The organism is Allocatenococcus thiocycli (assembly GCF_921292965.1).
In the GTDB taxonomy this organism is placed as follows: domain Bacteria; phylum Pseudomonadota; class Gammaproteobacteria; order Enterobacterales; family Vibrionaceae; genus Vibrio; species Vibrio natriegens.
Genome location: NZ_CAKLCK010000029.1, coordinates 201,062 through 217,444 on the forward strand (window position 1 = coordinate 201,062; position 16,383 = coordinate 217,444).

14 protein-coding genes are annotated in these 16,383 nt (G+C 47.4%); 6 read left to right on the forward strand and 8 right to left on the reverse strand.

All coding sequences use genetic code 11. From position 1 onward, the window contains the following. Nucleotides 1–18: 18 nt before the first annotated feature. The 8 genes from betI to L9Q40_RS11125 all read right to left on the reverse strand — a co-directional run bounded on the left by betI (nt 19) and on the right by L9Q40_RS11125 (nt 8,945). Entirely contained in the window at nt 19–618 is a 600-nt protein-coding gene (betI, locus tag L9Q40_RS11090; RefSeq protein WP_014233980.1) for a transcriptional regulator BetI, read from the reverse strand. 625 nt (nt 619–1,243) lie between these two features. Next, a complete protein-coding gene (locus L9Q40_RS11095; RefSeq protein WP_014233979.1) occupies nt 1,244–2,002 on the reverse strand; it encodes an SDR family oxidoreductase in 759 nt (252 codons plus the stop codon). Between the two features lie 9 nt (nt 2,003–2,011). Beyond that, complete coding sequence (gene mmsB / locus L9Q40_RS11100; protein ID WP_020333790.1) at nt 2,012–2,908, reverse strand: 3-hydroxyisobutyrate dehydrogenase; 897 nt, start codon at nt 2,906–2,908, stop codon at nt 2,012–2,014. A gap of 72 nt (nt 2,909–2,980) precedes the next feature. Continuing rightward, nucleotides 2,981–4,111 (reverse strand): enoyl-CoA hydratase/isomerase family protein, encoded by a 1,131-nt coding sequence (locus L9Q40_RS11105; RefSeq protein ID WP_498793378.1) that lies wholly within the window; start codon nt 4,109–4,111, stop codon nt 2,981–2,983. Nucleotides 4,112–4,138: 27 nt separating this feature from the next. After that, complete coding sequence (locus L9Q40_RS11110; protein WP_020333788.1) at nt 4,139–4,915, reverse strand: enoyl-CoA hydratase; 777 nt, start codon at nt 4,913–4,915, stop codon at nt 4,139–4,141. A 48-nt stretch (nt 4,916–4,963) separates the two neighbouring features. Beyond that, nucleotides 4,964–6,118 (reverse strand): acyl-CoA dehydrogenase family protein, encoded by a 1,155-nt coding sequence (locus L9Q40_RS11115; RefSeq protein ID WP_014233975.1) that lies wholly within the window; start codon nt 6,116–6,118, stop codon nt 4,964–4,966. 84 nt (nt 6,119–6,202) lie between these two features. Beyond that, nucleotides 6,203–7,696 (reverse strand): CoA-acylating methylmalonate-semialdehyde dehydrogenase, encoded by a 1,494-nt coding sequence (locus tag L9Q40_RS11120; RefSeq protein ID WP_014233974.1) that lies wholly within the window; start codon nt 7,694–7,696, stop codon nt 6,203–6,205. A gap of 70 nt (nt 7,697–7,766) precedes the next feature. Continuing rightward, nucleotides 7,767–8,945, reverse strand: a complete 1,179-nt coding sequence (locus L9Q40_RS11125) for a thiolase family protein (protein ID WP_065303460.1) — start codon at nt 8,943–8,945, stop codon at nt 7,767–7,769. Nucleotides 8,946–9,154: 209 nt separating this feature from the next. On the opposite strand from L9Q40_RS11125, the gene L9Q40_RS11130 reads away from it, so the two are divergent. The 6 genes from L9Q40_RS11130 to L9Q40_RS11155 all read left to right on the forward strand — a co-directional run bounded on the left by L9Q40_RS11130 (nt 9,155) and on the right by L9Q40_RS11155 (nt 16,294). After that, nucleotides 9,155–9,541, forward strand: a complete 387-nt coding sequence (locus L9Q40_RS11130) for a MerR family transcriptional regulator (RefSeq protein WP_005373242.1) — start codon at nt 9,155–9,157, stop codon at nt 9,539–9,541. Between the two features lie 45 nt (nt 9,542–9,586). Continuing rightward, entirely contained in the window at nt 9,587–10,756 is a 1,170-nt protein-coding gene (locus tag L9Q40_RS11135; RefSeq protein ID WP_065298804.1) for an isovaleryl-CoA dehydrogenase, read from the forward strand. A gap of 104 nt (nt 10,757–10,860) precedes the next feature. Further along, nucleotides 10,861–12,468 carry a carboxyl transferase domain-containing protein gene (locus tag L9Q40_RS11140; protein ID WP_498793313.1) on the forward strand — a complete coding sequence of 536 codons (1,608 nt, stop codon included), beginning with the start codon at nt 10,861–10,863 and terminating at the stop codon, nt 12,466–12,468. A gap of 107 nt (nt 12,469–12,575) precedes the next feature. Then, nucleotides 12,576–13,358, forward strand: coding sequence for an enoyl-CoA hydratase-related protein (locus tag L9Q40_RS11145; RefSeq protein ID WP_498793314.1), 783 nt, complete (start codon nt 12,576–12,578; stop codon nt 13,356–13,358). Beyond that, nucleotides 13,351–15,411: an acetyl/propionyl/methylcrotonyl-CoA carboxylase subunit alpha gene (locus L9Q40_RS11150; RefSeq protein ID WP_498793315.1), complete on the forward strand. Its 2,061-nt coding sequence runs from the start codon at nt 13,351–13,353 to the stop codon at nt 15,409–15,411. The genes L9Q40_RS11145 and L9Q40_RS11150 overlap by 8 nt, the downstream gene beginning before the upstream one ends. Beyond that, the gene (locus tag L9Q40_RS11155) at nt 15,392–16,294 is read left to right on the forward strand and encodes a hydroxymethylglutaryl-CoA lyase (RefSeq protein ID WP_498793316.1); all 903 of its coding nucleotides are present in this window, start codon (nt 15,392–15,394) and stop codon (nt 16,292–16,294) included. The genes L9Q40_RS11150 and L9Q40_RS11155 overlap by 20 nt, the downstream gene beginning before the upstream one ends. Nucleotides 16,295–16,383 lie beyond the last annotated feature (89 nt).

Below are 16,383 nucleotides of genomic sequence, written 5' to 3' on the forward strand. Positions count from 1 at the left end.
TTTGAAGACCTGTGACTTTTAAATTTTTTGTGAGTAGTACGTTAGCTGCTTTTCGAGATAATCGTTGATGATGACTCTTGCTTTTTCTGCATCGATGCCTTGCGGGTTGAGCGTTCCGCGTAGCCATATTCCATCAATGAGTGACGCAATCCCGTGAGCAACCAATTCCGCTTGCTCTGCACTTAATAGTGCTTTTAATTCTCTTCTTAGATGGGACAAAAGACGTCGTTCGTTTACACGTTGCAGACGCTTTAGCTGTTCGTCATGCATCGAATAAGACCAGAAGGCTAGCCATGTCTTGGCCACTTTATTTTCAGCCTGAAAGCCGACAAAGTTACCGTCAATAATGGCATTGATACGTTGATGATGAGCGTCAGCCGGCAGCTCACGAAGCTTTTTCGTGATCGTGAATGAAAGCTGGCGAAGGATCTCGCGCATCGTTTCTTCCAATAACCCGTGCTTACCACCAAAGTAATGATTGATGATACCCGTTGATACGCCAGCTTCTTTGCTGATCAACGAGATACTCGCTGCATGTAAGCCCACCCTATCAATCACTGACATTGTCGCTTTCACCAGCTGTGGCTTCCTGATTTCAGGCATTCCCACCTTCGGCATTTCATCCCCTTTCATTTTTAATTGAACGGTTAGTTAAATATAAAATGCCTGAATTTTAGTTCGATCTCAAACTATTTTTTGTAGATTCATCCGAAGAATGTTGGAAATTTGTGCTTTGAGACACAGAGATGACGTGTTGAAAATGACTCATTAAAAGACGATACACAGCTTAACTAAAGAAAATTAATCTTTATTTTTCAATATATTATAGACATAAAATTATTATCTTTGTGTTTTTTAATTTTCGGGTAGATTAATTTTCAAATTTATCAACACAAAAAATTTACATCGTACACTAATGATTGCACCGATACTGTTCTGTTTGCACAAACATTGCCCACGCCATGTGGTAACAGTCTCATAACATTATAATTTTCATTTGCACAATTATTGGTCGCGATGAAGTAGGATTTTTCATGCCCGATAACGGCGATTCAAAAGTGTGATCCGTAAACGGTTTTAGAAAAAGCACTTAAAAAGATGTAAAGAGAAACGGGAAAGATAAATTGGCATGTAACGTAAAACAGATAGAGAGGCTCAATCTTGTTTTATGCAACTGCCATTAATGAGGAAATTTTGATGTTGGCTAACAATACAACGAACATTGTTAGCCTTGTGAGTGAGGTTACATTCGCATACCACCATCTACTTCTAATACTCTTCCGGTCACGAACTCGTTAGTTAATGCATATTTCACGGTCGCGGAGATTTCATCAGCAAGCCCCAAACGACCGACAGGAATCATCTTTATTAGCCTGTCCATAGCTTCTGGTTTAATCTGGTCCGTCATCGCCGTTTTGATTACGCCCGGCGCGATCGCAACAGAGCGAATACCAAATCGGCCTAATTCCTTCGCCCACACCGTCGCCATTGTCGCCACTGCTGCTTTGGAGGCAGAGTAGTTGGTTTGACCAATATTCCCAGCTCGAGCCACACTGGATATATTAATAAGCACACCTTTACTGTCGGTGTTGAGCATCACTTTGCTCGCTTCACGACCGCATAAGAAAGTACCCGTGACATTTACGTCCATAACCGACTGAAACTGCTCCAGAGACATTGGCGTAATCTGACCGTCTTTCACTTTTATGAACATACCATCACGCATGATGCCAGCGTTGTTAATCACGCCATTGAGCTGCTTAAAGTCCGCTTCAATTTGCTCAAATGCCGCGCAAACCTGTTGTTCGTTTGTCACGTTCGTCACATAAACTCGAGCATTAACGCCCAGAGATTCACACTCTGCCTGTGTCTCCCTCAATTGTTCCAAATTGAGATCGATTAACGCGAGATTCACTCCGCTTTCTGCCAGCGATAATGCCATCTGTTTGCCAAGCCCCTGCCCAGCACCTGTAATCGCAACAACCTTATTTGCTAACTCCATAAGCGCTCCTTAGGCTTGGTTTTGCTTTTGGTAGAACTCAAACAAGCTAGAGAAATCTTTTTGTCCGTTGCCCTGACCGTTATGAAAATTAAATAGATTGCGTGCCACGCTACCCATTGGCGTTGAAGTTTGACTAGCAACTGCCGCTTCCATAGCAAGACCGAGGTCTTTCGCCATAAGCTGACTCATAAAACCACCTTGATAGCCATTACTCGCCGGCGCATTCTCCATCACGCCAGGGCACGGGTTGTAAAGCTCTAACGCCCAGTTTCGACCTGAGCTTTGCAGCATAATGTCAGACAGCACTTTAGGATCGAGACCGTTCTCGATACCGAGGTTAAGTGCCTCACAAGTGCCGCTCATCAGAATACCCAGCATCATGTTATTGCAGATTTTCGCCACCTGACCAGCACCAGCGTCACCCGCATGGAAGATGTTTTTTCCCATATGGCAAAGCAACGCTTTAGCCTGAACAAAGTTCTCTTGTGAGCCACCAACAATAAATGTTAGTGTCCCTGCTGCTGCGCCAGCCACACCTCCCGAAACCGGCGCATCGACAAAGCTGATGCCTAACTGTTGTGCCTTTTCGCCAACCATACGTGCGGTCGCGGGATCAATGGTGGATGAATCAATCAGCAATGTTCCAGACTCAACGCTTTCTAAAATGCCATCCTGACCAAGATAGACACTTTTTACATGCTGACTAGCAGGTAACATAGTGACGACAATGCCAGCACCTTGAACGACTTGCTGAACAGAATCAGCACTCGAAGCGCCAAGTGCGGTCAGTTCCGCCACAGCGTTCGGATTCAAATCAAATACTTCAACCTTCAAACCGGCTTTAACCAGGTTCTTAGCCATAGGTGCGCCCATATTGCCAAGACCAATAAATGCTATTTTATCCATGTTCTGTCTCTTCCTTGTCGCTAATCCGTTTAACTATTCCGTTCAACTATTACGCTTAACTATTCCGTTCAACTAAAATTCAGCTGTCGCCAATTGCGTGTCTTTGAGTGGGTAATCCACTGAATCAATGGGTGCAAAAAAGCGTTGCAGCTCTTGTGGTGTCACATCGACAACACTCTTGTGCATCCACGTTGGCTGATTGGTTTTATCGATGATGAGCGCACGAACCCCTTCTCTAAAGTCACCTTCTAAGCCACAACGCAATGTGAGATTAAACTCCATATCAAAACAAGCATCCAAAGACAGCCCCTGATACTGAGTCAATTGTTGGTAAGTAAGATTGAGTGAAAGAGGACTGCCATAACTGAGTGCTTTCTGCGCGTTCACGAACCATTTATCATCCACATCAGCGTTGGCTATCGCGTCAGCTATCGTTGGTAAATCGCCACGACAAAGCTGCTCTATCAAGTTAGCATGAGGTAACATCAATCCCTCGCCCGGCTCTTCGACTTCTAGAGTACGAAGTAGTGTCGCAATCTTCTCGTTAATGTCTGTCTCACTTTTCCAATTGATATCAGACAGTTGGGAGAAGAAATCCCCTTTGCTATCAGGCTGGGTAATCCATTGGCTCAACCATAATGCTTTCATATCGGTCGCATTAATCTGACAGGCAGTTAAACCAAGAAACAGCGCGTAGTGTTTTGGTAACTGATTCAAAAAGTAAGTCGCGCCCACATCCGGATAAAGACCAATTTTGATTTCTGGCATCGCAAAGCGAGTGTTGGTCTCCGCCACGCGATGACTTGCGCCCATAAACAGACCGACCCCACCACCCATCAGGTAGCCATGCCCCCAAGCGATAATCGGCTTTGAATAGGTATGAATCAGGTGATCGCAGCGGTATTCAAGATCGAAGAACGTCTTCATCGCGGAAAGTGCAGAGTTAAAATCTTGCTCTTTGTTTTCTAACGCGCGGTAAATGGCTTGAATATCACCACCTGCACAGAATGCTTTTTCACCCTTCGCATGCAAACATACCGCAACAATGTTGTCATCGATTTGCCACTCGAGCAGCTGATTGTATAACTGCTCGATCATTACATAGCTCAGTGCGTTGAGCGCTGCCGGATTATCTAACTCCAGCACACCAATGACAGAACTATCGGCACACTCAAGCTTTGACACGTTTACTTTGCTGGTCATCTCTACGTTGCTCGCCATGGTGACTCCTTAGCTATTGGTCCAGTTTGGCTTACGCTTTTGTAAGAAAGCGTTCACACCCTCTGTCTGATCTTGCGTATTGAAAAGCTGTAAGAACAGTTCACGTTCCAAAACCAGCCCTGCCGCATGTGTCTGGCTGCGTCGATTTTGGATGAGTGTTTTGCAAGCAGATACAGACTTAGGCGATTGACCCGCGACACGCTGTGCCAGTTCCATTGCGGTTTCCAACGCTTGTCCTTTTTCAACGACTTCTTCAACCAAACCAATTTTCTCTGCTCGCTCGGCCGTCACACGTTCACCACATAGGATCATGCGCTTCGCCCAACCTTCACCGACTAACGCAGTGAGATTTTGCGTTCCTCCGGCACAAGGCAATAAGCCAACCGACGCTTCTGGTAACGCCATTTGTACTTGCTCTTCAGCGATACGAATGTCGCAAGCCATCGCGACTTCCAAACCACCGCCCATTGCATAGCCATTGATCGCCGCGATAGACACCCCATCAAACGCTGACAAGGCTTCAAACGCTTCACCAAATGCGAACGCCATATCCGCCGCTTGCGATTTGTCACCCGAGGCGAAATTATTAAGGTCTGCACCAGCAGAGAAGAACTTCTCCCCTTCACCCGTTAGTACCAAAGCGTAGATAGAGCGATCGTTGCTGAGTTCAATTGCCAACTCTTTAAGCTGATTCAAAGACTCAAGCGTCCACGTATTCGCAGGTGGATTGCTGATGGTTAGCTTGGCAATGTGATTTTCGCGCTCTAATTTGATTTGTGCTGTCATAATCTTTCAATCCCTTTTGTTCTTTAAGGTAAAGCTCTACCGCGCAGGCTAAACCAGCTCAACGCCTTCCGTGAGCAGACGTCTTGAGATGATCAGACGCATGATTTCGTTGGTACCTTCAAGAATTTGGTGAACACGAACGTCTCTGAAGTGACGCTCAACTGGATATTCTTTGATGTAGCCATAACCGCCGTGAATTTGCAGTGCCTCGTCACAAACCTTGAAGCCCACATCCGTTGCAAAGCGTTTCGCCATTGCGCAGTACGCACTTTTTTCTGCGTGTTGAGCATCGAGTTTTGCAGCCGCAAGTCTCACCATTTGACGGGCAGCGACCAGCTCTGTTGCCATGTCCGCCAGCTTGAATTGCAGCGCCTGGAATTGAGCTAGTGAACGTCCAAACTGTTTACGCTCTGTCATGTACTGTTTTGCTTCGTTCAGCGCTTGTTGTGCCGTACCAACAGAACAGGTAGCGATATTGATTCGGCCACCATCAAGGCCGAGCATAGCGAATTTAAAGCCTTCACCCTCTTCACCCAACAAGTAGTCAGCCGGAATTCGGACGTTTTCGAAGGTGATCATGCGCGTTGGTTGGCAGTTCCAGCCCATTTTGGCTTCTTTCTTACCGTAACTGATGCCTTCGCTGTCAGCAGGTACAACAAAAGCAGATACACCGCCAGCACCTTCTCCACAAGAGCGAGCCATAACAACGAGTACGTCCGTATCACCCGCGCCAGAGATAAACACTTTTGCGCCATTCAAAACAAACTCATCGCCATCACGCACTGCACTCGTCGTCAGAGATGCCGCGTCAGAACCTGCATTTGGCTCAGTGAGGCAGTAAGAAGCGAGCTTTTCACCCGTGATCAATTCACCACTAAATTGTTGAGCAACTTCCGGTTTGGCAAAGCTGGTGATCATCCAGGTTGCCATATTATGGATAGTCATAAACGCTGTAGTTGCCGTACAACCCATCGCCAATTGTTCAAAAATAATCGCAGCATCCAAACGGGAAAGCCCCAGGCCACCGTGCTCAGGTGGCGTATAGATACTCAAAAAACCCAGTTCACCCGCCTGACGAAGTACATCTTTAGGGAAGTGTTGTTTTTCATCCCACTCTGCGGCGTGCGGTGCAAGCATCTGTTCTGCGAACTGTTTAGCTGCGTCTGCGAATGCGATTTGATCTTCGTTTAATTCAAAATCCATCTTGAAGTCCTAAGGTCTAATTCATTGCATTTGAATCTAGGCCAAGCAGGAATAAGCTTGGCCATATACTGTTAACGTGGGTAATTAGCTAAGCTGAATGGTCATGTTCGGACCGCTTGGAATGTCATCTTCAAACCAGCGTGCGGTGACCGTTTTCGTTTCAGTGTAGAAGCGAACCGCTTGTTTACCGTAGGCATGCAAATCGCCATAGAAACTGCCTTTCCAACCCGTAAATGAGAAGAATGGCAACGGAACTGGGATTGGCACGTTAATACCCACATTACCCACTTCAATATTGTGCTGATACTTTCTCGCGGCAGCGCCATTCGCTGTGAAAATAGACGTACCGTTACCAAAACGGTTCGCGTTGATAAGCTCAATCGCCTCGTCCAGATTATCCACTTCCATGGTCAGCAACACTGGGCCAAAAATCTCTTCCTGATAAATCGACATGTCTGTCGTCACGTTGGTAAACAGTGTTGGACCCACCCAGTTGCCGTCAGGAAAACCAGCCACTTGGCAGTCGGTACCGTCCAGAACACAATTCGCGCCAGATTCTTTGCCTTCATTAATTAAGTTCACCACACGTTGTTTCGCTTGCGGGCTAATAAGCGGTCCATAACCTGCTGATTCATCATCCCACGCGCCTGGCTGAACTTGAGCTAACGCCTCTTTAAGCTCTGGAATCCATTCTTTCGTTTCACCAACAAACACCGCCACCGAAATCGCCATACAGCGCTGACCTGCGGCACCTACGGATGCGCCAACAAGGTTATTAATCACTTGCTGTTTATTTGCATCAGGCATAATAACCATGTGATTCTTCGCACCAGCAAATGACTGAACGCGTTTTAGGTTGTCAGTGCCCGTTTTGTAGATGTACTCTCCAACCGGCACAGAGCCAACAAAGGAGATAGCGCGGACGACTGGATCGGTAAGAATGCGGTCAACCTGCTCTTTACTGCCGTGGACAATTTGCAATACACCTTTTGGTGCACCGGCCTGTTCAAACAGTTCAGCCAGTTTCATCGCGGTTAGCGGCACTTGCTCCGACGGTTTCAAAATAAAGGTGTTGCCGCACGCAATCGCCATAGGGAACATCCACAAAGGGATCATCGCAGGGAAGTTAAACGGAGTGATACCTGCACAAACACCAAGTGGTTGAATGTAAGAGTAACCATCAATATTCGTTGCGACATTCTCAACCGTTTCGCCCATCATTGAGCTACAAATGTTTGCAGCTTGTTCAACGACTTCAATCCCGCGCCAAACATCACCTTTAGCATCCGCTAGGGTTTTACCTGTCTCGCTTGAAAGCAATATTGCCAACTCGTCGTGCTGCTCTTTTAGTAGATGTTGGTAACGCAGCATCAATCTTGCACGCTCCGGTGCAGCCACTTCTTTCCAACGCTTAAACGTCTCTGTTGCGCTGGCGATCGCCGCATTCATTTCTGATTCCGTGGCACAAGGCACTTGTGCAATCACTTCATTAGTTGCCGGGTTGGTTACATCTAGCCATTGTTTTGAGTCGGAGATGGCGAATTCACCACCGATATACTGCTTTACTTGTTCTGTCATGATGACATCCTTGTATTTTTCAGCTTGTTACTGACTACTGTTATGTAAGTGAAACTTTGTTGAGAATGAATTAGCAGATTTCAATCGCGATCGCGGTTGCCTCACCGCCACCAATACAAAGCGATGCAACGCCACGTTTTCCGCCAGTTTGCTTAAGCGCGTGAATCAACGTCACGAGGATGCGGTTACCACTGGCACCAATAGGATGACCTAACGCACAAGCACCACCGCGCGGGTTAACTTTGTTCTCATCGAGTTCGAGTACTTTCACTGCGTATTGAGTGACAACAGCAAAGGCCTCGTTAATTTCCCAAAGGTCAACGTCCGATTTGTCCCAGCCCGTTTTTTCCAGCAGTTTTTCAATCGCGAAGACAGGTGCGATGGTGAACTCTTCTGGCAGCCTTGCATGTGTGTTGTAACCCACGATTTTGGCCAGAGGTTGAAGGTTTTCCTGACGACCAAACTCGCTATCGACCAATACCATTGCCGACGCGCCATCTGAAATGGAGCTTGAGTTTGCCGCTGTTACGCCACCATCTTTAGCAAACGCAGGGCGCAAAGTTGGAATTTTGGCAACGTCGAGTTTGCTCGGTTGCTCATCGTCGGCAACTAAGATGTCGCCGCGTCGACTTTTCACGTTAACAGGCACGATCTCTTCTTTGAACAAACCTTGCTCAATTGCTTGCTGCGCGCGAGTCACCGATTGCTGCGCCCAAGAATCCATGCTTTCACGATTAAACTGATACTTTTGCGCTGTTTGTTCAGCGAAGACACCCATCAGCTCGCCTTTATAAGCATCCTGTAAACCATCATAAAACATGTGGTCGAGCACTTGTTCGTGGCCTAAACGGAAACCCTCTCGCGCTTTCTTTAATAGATAAGGAGACGAAGACATGTTTTCCATACCACCCGCAATAACCGCGTGCGCGTTGCCAGATTGAATAAGATCATGAGCAAGCATCACGGTCTTCATGCCCGACCCACACACTTTGTTCAGCGTGGTACAACCTATGGATTGTGGCATGTCAGCTTTTAAACTCGCCTGTCTTGCAGGGGCTTGCCCCACACCTGCTGGCAGAACACAGCCCATCAGTACTTCATCTATTTTGTCTGCATCAAGCTGACTTTCTGCTAAAGCGCCCTGAATGGCTGTCGCCCCGAGTTCAGTGACATCGGTTGAAGCTAATGCCCCTTGAAAAGCACCGATAGGCGTTCGTTTAGCGGCAACAATCCATGTTTCGTTTTTCATTCTGTTAACCTTTTGTTGACGTTTACGTCATAACTATACTAACATTTACGTTAACGTCAAGTTTGAGGTTATTGTTTGTTCGAGTGAATCGTCAGTTTCGGGTAAACGTCAGTAATATCAAGGCTCAAGAGTGTTCACTAGTTGTTTACTTTAACGTTAACGAATTGTATATTCGGATAAATGTTATACGAAAGTCGTAAGGTTAAAGAATGAATACATTTAAGATCAGTGAGCTCGCGAAGGAGTTCGATATTACAACCCGAAGTATTCGCTTTTACGAAGATTTAGGTCTGCTAACTCCAGAACGTAAAGGCAACACTCGAATCTACAATGGTCGCGATCGAATTCGACTAAAACTGATTTTGCGAGGTAAGCGATTAGGCTTTTCTCTTGCAGATATCAAAGAGTTGTTTGAACTCTACGATACCGATCAAAGTACTGAGCAGTTGAACTATATGATTCGGTTGATCGAAGAGAAGAAGGCAGCATTGCAACAGCAGGCGAATGACATTCAAGCGGTAATGATGGAATTAAATGCTGCGCAGTTGCGATGCCAAAACACACTGAGATCCATGAAAGGCGAAAAAGTCACCTGACACCTCAGCACTGGGATGTAGGTGACGTAAAGGCAAGGACACGCAATGAAATCTACCTACTCTTCCCTAAACTTTGTTTATGACGAAAATACCGATTTGCTTCGCGAGCAAATCAATAGTTTTGCTGCAAGAGAAATTGCGCCTCTCGCGCAATCTATCGACCAATCTAACGACTTTCCAAACCATCTTTGGTCCAAATTAGGTGAAATGGGTCTTTTAGGTGTGACCACCAGCGAAGAGTTTGGTGGCGCAAACATGGGCTACCTCGCCCACGTGATAGCGATGGAAGAAATCAGCCGGGCATCAGCTTCGGTTGCTTTAAGCTACGGTGCGCACTCCAACCTTTGTGTTAACCAAATCCACCGCAACGGGACACAAGCTCAAAAAGAGAAATATCTGCCTAAACTTATCTCCGGTGAACATATTGGTGCGCTAGCAATGAGCGAGCCTGGCGCAGGTTCCGATGTGGTATCCATGCAGCTCAAAGCCGAACGTAAAGGCGATATTTTCCTGCTAAATGGCAACAAAATGTGGATCACTAACGGTCCAGATGCACATACCTATGTTGTCTACGCCAAAACCGATCCAAGCCAGCACTCCAAAGGCATCACGGCCTTTATTGTAGAACGTGGATACCCTGGATTCACTCAAGCGCAAAAGCTCGACAAACTAGGCATGCGCGGTTCGAACACTTGTGAATTGGTATTCCAAAACTGCGAAGTCCCTGCTGAAAACATTCTTGGTGAAGAAAACCAAGGCGTGAAAGTGCTGATGAGCGGTTTGGACTACGAACGCGTTGTGCTTGCCGGCGGCCCGCTTGGCATTATGCAGGCATGTATGGATATCGTTGTGCCATATATTCACGACCGTAAACAGTTCGGCAAATCCATTGGCGAATTCCAGCTTGTACAAGCGAAAATCGCGGATATGTACACACAAATGAATGCTGCTAAAGCCTACGTTTACGCTGTGGCAGCCGCTTGTGATCGCGGTGAAACCACACGTAAAGACTCCGCTGGTGCGATTCTCTACAGCGCGGAACTGGCAACCAAAATGGCTTTGGATGCGATCCAGTTACTCGGTGGAAACGGCTATATCAATGAGTTTGATACGGGTCGTCTGCTTCGTGATGCCAAACTCTACGAAATCGGCGCGGGCACTTCGGAAATCCGACGCATGCTTATTGGTCGCGAATTGTTTAACGAAAGCGCCTAGCCATCATTTAACCCCAGGCGGACTGACTCAACACATTTCATTATTCAACCTAAATTGGTGACAGGCAATCTGCGCCTGTCACTCCGAATGGAGATCGGCTATTTATGGCTTGTTTGACGACCAATATTAATACCCACTCAGAGCAGTATCAGGAAAACTACCGCTCTATGGCGTCACTTGTGGATCAACTTTATACCGTGACCGCGCAAATAGAAGACGGTGGCGGCGAAAAAGCGCGAGAACATCAGCAGAAGAAAGGCAAACTCCCTGTTCGAGAGCGCATTCTGGCCCTACTCGATCCAGGTTCGTCCTTTTTAGAAATCGGTCAGTTTGCTGGCTGGGATGTGTACCCTGATTACGTTCCATGCGCCGGAGTGGTTGCAGGTGTGGGTGTGATAGACGGCACAGAGTGCATGATCGTCGCTAATGACGTGACGGTAAAAGGCGGCAGTTACTATCCACTTACCGTTAAAAAGCACTTAAGAGCTCAGGAAATTGCAGAAAAATGCCAACTGCCATGTGTTTACTTAGTCGATTCTGGCGGCGCTAACCTGCCTCGCCAAGATGAAGTATTTCCAGACAAAGACCACTTCGGCCGTATTTTCTACAACCAAGCCCGTATGTCGGCCAAAGGCATCCCACAAATTGCTGTGGTGATGGGGCTGTGTACCGCTGGCGGTGCTTACGTTCCTGCCATGTGTGATGTTTCCATCATCGTAAAAGAGCAAGGTACGATCTTCTTAGCGGGTCCACCTCTTGTGAAAGCAGCGACTGGTGAAGAAGTGAGTGCTGAAGATCTTGGCGGTGCCGATGTTCACTGCCGTACATCTGGCGTAGCCGACTATTATGCAGAAAACGATCACCATGCGTTAGAGCTAGCAAGACAGGCCGTTTCACAAATCAACCACTTAAAGCCGATCCAACTTAAGCAAAAAGCGCCACAAGAACCACGTTTCTCTGCGCAAGAGCTTTACGGCATCGTCGGTACCGATCTTAAAAAGCCGTTTGATGTAAAAGAAGTAATTGCTCGAATCGTCGATGATTCCCAGTTCGATGAATTTAAAGCCTTATTCGGTGAAACCTTAGTCTGCGGCTTTGCTCATATCCATGGTATGCCGATTGGGATCGTTGCTAACAACGGCATTCTGTTTTCAGAGTCGGCACAAAAAGGCGCCCATTTTATTGAGCTGTGTGCACAACGAAAAATTCCTCTGCTTTTCTTGCAGAACATCACAGGCTTTATGGTCGGTCAAAAATACGAGGCAGAAGGCATCGCTAAGCATGGCGCAAAAATGGTGACCGCTGTGGCATGTGCGGACGTGCCTAAATTTACCGTTGTTATTGGTGGCTCGTATGGCGCAGGTAACTACGGTATGTGTGGCCGAGCTTATGATCCAACCATGATGTGGATGTGGCCAAATGCGCGTATTTCCGTCATGGGTGGCGAGCAAGCTGCGGGCGTAATGGCGCAAGTGACCCGTGATATTAAAACGCGCAAAGGTGAAACCTGGAGCGCAGAGGAAGAAGAAGCGTTCAAGCGCCCAATTGCGGAGCAATATCAGACACAAAGCCACGCTTATTACGCCAGTGCTCGTCTGTGGGACGACGGCATTATTGATCCCGCGAAAACCCGAGATGTTGTCGGCATTGCTCTGTCTGCTGCGCTTAATGCACCGATACCAGACAGCAAATTTGGCATCTTCCGTATGTAGTCGGATACAAAGCAAACCTTAACTCCTCGCTATCCATCAATGATGAATAAAGTGCTGATTAGCGAGCATTGGAATATCAGACTGAAATGTCAGACAAAGGAAGTCACATGACCGGACTACTGCTTGAAAAAGACAGCAATGGCGTTGCCTGGTTGAGCCTGAATCGGCCAGAAAAACACAACGCGTTTAATGACGAATTGATTGCCTCACTGATTGAGACACTAGAGCAACTCGAAAAGGAAGATTCTCTCCGTGCACTGGTGTTAACTGCACAGGGAAAACACTTTTCTGCGGGGGCTGATCTTGGCTGGATGCAGTCAATGGCAACCAAAACCCAAAGTGAAAACCTTCAAGATGCACAGCAACTAGCAAAACTTTTGCATACGCTTGATACCTTCAGCAAACCAACGATTGCCATGGTGCATGGCGCAGCATTTGGTGGTGCGCTTGGGCTGATTTGCTGCTGCGATATTGCCATTGGCACACCTGAGAGCCGCTTCTGTTTGAGTGAGGTGAAACTCGGCTTATTGCCCGCGACCATCGGCCCATACGTAATCCGAGCGATTGGACAACGACAAAGCCGACGCTATTTTTTAACCGCTGAACTGATTGATGCCGAGACTGCGCTTTCGATGAACATTCTTCATCAAATCGATGCCCAGCCAAAAGAGGCGGTCAATCGTATGGTTGATCAGCTGATTAATAATGGTCCGCAAGCCATGCAGGCGGCAAAAGCACTTTGTTTACGTTGTGATAACCAACCTATCAACCACTCATTAATTGAATACACCAGCCAAGCGATAGCTGCTGCTCGTGTGTCCGCAGAAGGACAAGAAGGCCTGACTGCTTTTTTCGAAAAGCGTGCCGCTAATTGGAGGAATCATGTTTAAAAGAATACTGATTGCAAATCGCGGTGAAATCGCATGCCGAATCATTAAAACCGCAAAAAGCATGGCCATCGAAACCGTTGCCGTCTATTCCGAGGCCGATCGCAACAGCCTGCACGTCAAACATGCGGACTTTGCCGAATTTATTGGCCCCGCTCCGGCGAGTGAGTCGTATCTGGACATTGATGCCATCATCGGTGCTGCAAAAAAATGGCAAGCCGACGCTATTCACCCTGGCTACGGCTTTCTTTCGGAGAACCCGAAACTGACGAAAGCGTGCAGTGAAAATGGCATAGTATTTATTGGCCCTTCCACCAGCGCAATCGAGGCTATGGGTTCTAAATCTCAAGCCAAAGCAATCATGTCAGAGGCGAACGTACCATTGGTTCCCGGCTATCACGGCACAGACAACAGCGTAGAGCATTTATTAGCAGAAGCGGAAAAAATCGGTTACCCGGTGATGCTAAAAGCGACTCAAGGTGGTGGCGGTAAAGGCATGCGAGTAGTCAACAGTGCGGCTGAAATGCCGTTAGCCATTGACGGTGCGCAGCGCGAAGCACTTTCAAGCTTTGGCGACAAACAGCTTCTTATCGAAAAATGCATATTGCAGCCGCGCCACGTGGAAGTGCAGGTATTCGCCGATCACCATGGCAACTGCGTTTATCTTTCTGATCGCGATTGTTCCATTCAGCGTCGTCACCAAAAAGTCGTCGAAGAAGCGCCTGCTCCCGGTCTGAGTGATGAACTGCGTAAACAAATGGGTGAAGCCGCTGTTCAGGCCGCTCAGGCGATCGACTACGTTGGCGCTGGTACGGTTGAATTCTTACTTGATAGCCGTGGTCAGTTCTACTTCATGGAGATGAATACTCGTCTGCAAGTTGAACACCCAGTCACTGAATTGATAACAGGTGTTGATCTCGTTGAATGGCAGTTCAACGTTGCGGCTGGCGAGCGTTTGCCTATCTCACAAAACGAAATCACACATAACGGTCATTCAATCGAGCTACGAATTTACGCCGAAGACGCCGAGAATGACTTTATGCCATCAACTGGCCGCATTGATTACTTGAAAGAACCCGTCTCAGACAGCAATGTTCGCTTGGCGTGCGTGCGTGTCGATAGTGGTGTCACACAAGGCGATGCCATTAGCGAGTACTACGATCCGATGATCAGTAAACTGATCGTCTGGGGTCAAACGCGCGACATTGCACTCAAACAGCTTAAACAGGCTTTAACTCAGTATCACGTGCGTGGCGTCACCACCAACATCGGTTATCTGCACAGCATTATTTCGCAGCCAGCCTTTGCTGATGTTAAGCTTGATACCGGATTCTTGGTCCAACACCAGCAAGGCATTAACGAGCAACAAAACGTGTCTGATTCGATCTGGCTCACATTGGCCGCCATTGCGCGCTGGAACGATATCACCTCGACGTCTGGAGATTCATCATTACCGTCCCCTACTAAACAAGGTTTTAGGCTGTCGGTTGAGAACGTGTATCGATTTAACTTCACGGATGCAACGTCTAACCATCAAGTACGCTTACACCATTCTGCTAAGGAGTCCGGTTTCCAGCATCCTGATCAATTTACGATTCAATGTGGTGATCAAGTACATCAGGTCTGCCTGCTTGAAAAAGATGGACAATTCATCGTTGATATTGATGAGGTGCGTTACATCTTTAATGCACTCAACGACGAGCAGAAAACGACACTGTTTTATCTTGGTCAGCAACGTACATTTGCGCACCAACCAAGCTTTGAATCACCAAAAGGCAAAGAGGATGAGCTTAGCCCAACGGCGCCACTTAACGGCATAATCTCCGCTGTCATGGTGAATAAAGGCGACGAAGTGGCGGCTGGTGATCCATTGTTAGTTCTCGAAGCGATGAAGATGGAGTACACCATCACCGCTCCGGTAGCTGCCACCGTTGATGAACTTTTTTATCAGCATGGAGACCAAGTACAGCATGGTTCGATACTGCTGCATTTAACTTTGGCATCAGAGAGTGTCTATGTAGATAAGGAGCGCGAGTATGCTACCAGCGAAGGTTAATATCGTCGAAGTTGGCGCTCGCGACGGCCTGCAAAATGAAACCGCAGTGACGTTGGTGGATAAAGTCCGCTTGATCGATCAATTGAGCCTCAGCGGGTTAAAACACATTGAAGCGGGTTCTTTCGTCTCGCCGAAATGGGTGCCACAAATGGCCGATTCTAATCAGGTATTTGCGGGAATAACTCAACAACCAGACGTAGTTTACAGTGCGCTGACACCAAATTTAGCAGGATTAGAACGAGCACTAGAAAGTGGCGTAAAGCAAATTGCGGTATTTGGCTCTGCTTCTGAAGCGTTCAGCCAGAAGAACATCAACTGCAGTATTGCGGAAAGCCTCGCGCGGTTTGAACCTGTGATCGCTTTAGCACAGCAGCATAACATTTCTGTGCGTGGGTATTTATCCTGCACCATGGTTTGCCCCTACGAGGGCGAAATCAAACCAGAGCAAACCACCGCGGTAGCGAATACGCTGTTTGATATGGGGTGTTATGAAATTTCTCTGGGCGATACTGTCGGTAAAGCAACCCCAAATCGCGTTATTGCCATGCTTGATTCGCTGTTAACGCAACTACCAAAAGATGCTCTCGCAGTACATTTTCACGATACTTACGGGCAGGCATTGGCCAACATTTACCAAGCTTTATTAATGGGAATTAACACCGTTGATAGCGCCGTTGCAGGTCTGGGAGGCTGCCCTTACGCAAAAGGAGCGAGCGGCAATGTCGCAACAGAGGACGTGCTTTATCTGTGTGAGCAACTTGGTATTGACACGGGCGTTGATCTTAACGCGGTCAATGAAGCAGGTTGGCAAATTTGCCGCGCATTAGGTAAACCACCAGCGTCAAAAGTGGCACTCGCAATTGGCGATCCGAGAAGCCTTTAACCGAGAAGCCTATAAAGTGACTACACAGTAACTCAGGGTAATCTGGCGATATAAGCCAGCCAACCTGAGTTACTGCATCATAGTCAGCC

Bases quoted from the DNA above. Each gene is read 5' to 3' on its own strand.
- betI (WP_014233980.1), bottom strand. From the start codon at position 618: ATGCCGAAGGTGGGAATGCCTGAAATCAGGAAGCCACAGCTGGTGAAA.
- L9Q40_RS11095 (WP_014233979.1), bottom strand. From the start codon at position 2,002: ATGGAGTTAGCAAATAAGGTTGTTGCGATTACAGGTGCTGGGCAGGGG.
- mmsB (WP_020333790.1), bottom strand. From the start codon at position 2,908: ATGGATAAAATAGCATTTATTGGTCTTGGCAATATGGGCGCACCTATG.
- L9Q40_RS11105 (WP_498793378.1), bottom strand. From the start codon at position 4,111: ATGACCAGCAAAGTAAACGTGTCAAAGCTTGAGTGTGCCGATAGTTCT.
- L9Q40_RS11110 (WP_020333788.1), bottom strand. From the start codon at position 4,915: ATGACAGCACAAATCAAATTAGAGCGCGAAAATCACATTGCCAAGCTA.
- L9Q40_RS11115 (WP_014233975.1), bottom strand. From the start codon at position 6,118: ATGGATTTTGAATTAAACGAAGATCAAATCGCATTCGCAGACGCAGCT.
- L9Q40_RS11120 (WP_014233974.1), bottom strand. From the start codon at position 7,696: ATGACAGAACAAGTAAAGCAGTATATCGGTGGTGAATTCGCCATCTCC.
- L9Q40_RS11125 (WP_065303460.1), bottom strand. From the start codon at position 8,945: ATGAAAAACGAAACATGGATTGTTGCCGCTAAACGAACGCCTATCGGT.
- L9Q40_RS11130 (WP_005373242.1), top strand. From the start codon at position 9,155: ATGAATACATTTAAGATCAGTGAGCTCGCGAAGGAGTTCGATATTACA.
- L9Q40_RS11135 (WP_065298804.1), top strand. From the start codon at position 9,587: ATGAAATCTACCTACTCTTCCCTAAACTTTGTTTATGACGAAAATACC.
- L9Q40_RS11140 (WP_498793313.1), top strand. From the start codon at position 10,861: ATGGCTTGTTTGACGACCAATATTAATACCCACTCAGAGCAGTATCAG.
- L9Q40_RS11145 (WP_498793314.1), top strand. From the start codon at position 12,576: ATGACCGGACTACTGCTTGAAAAAGACAGCAATGGCGTTGCCTGGTTG.
- L9Q40_RS11150 (WP_498793315.1), top strand. From the start codon at position 13,351: ATGTTTAAAAGAATACTGATTGCAAATCGCGGTGAAATCGCATGCCGA.
- L9Q40_RS11155 (WP_498793316.1), top strand. From the start codon at position 15,392: ATGCTACCAGCGAAGGTTAATATCGTCGAAGTTGGCGCTCGCGACGGC.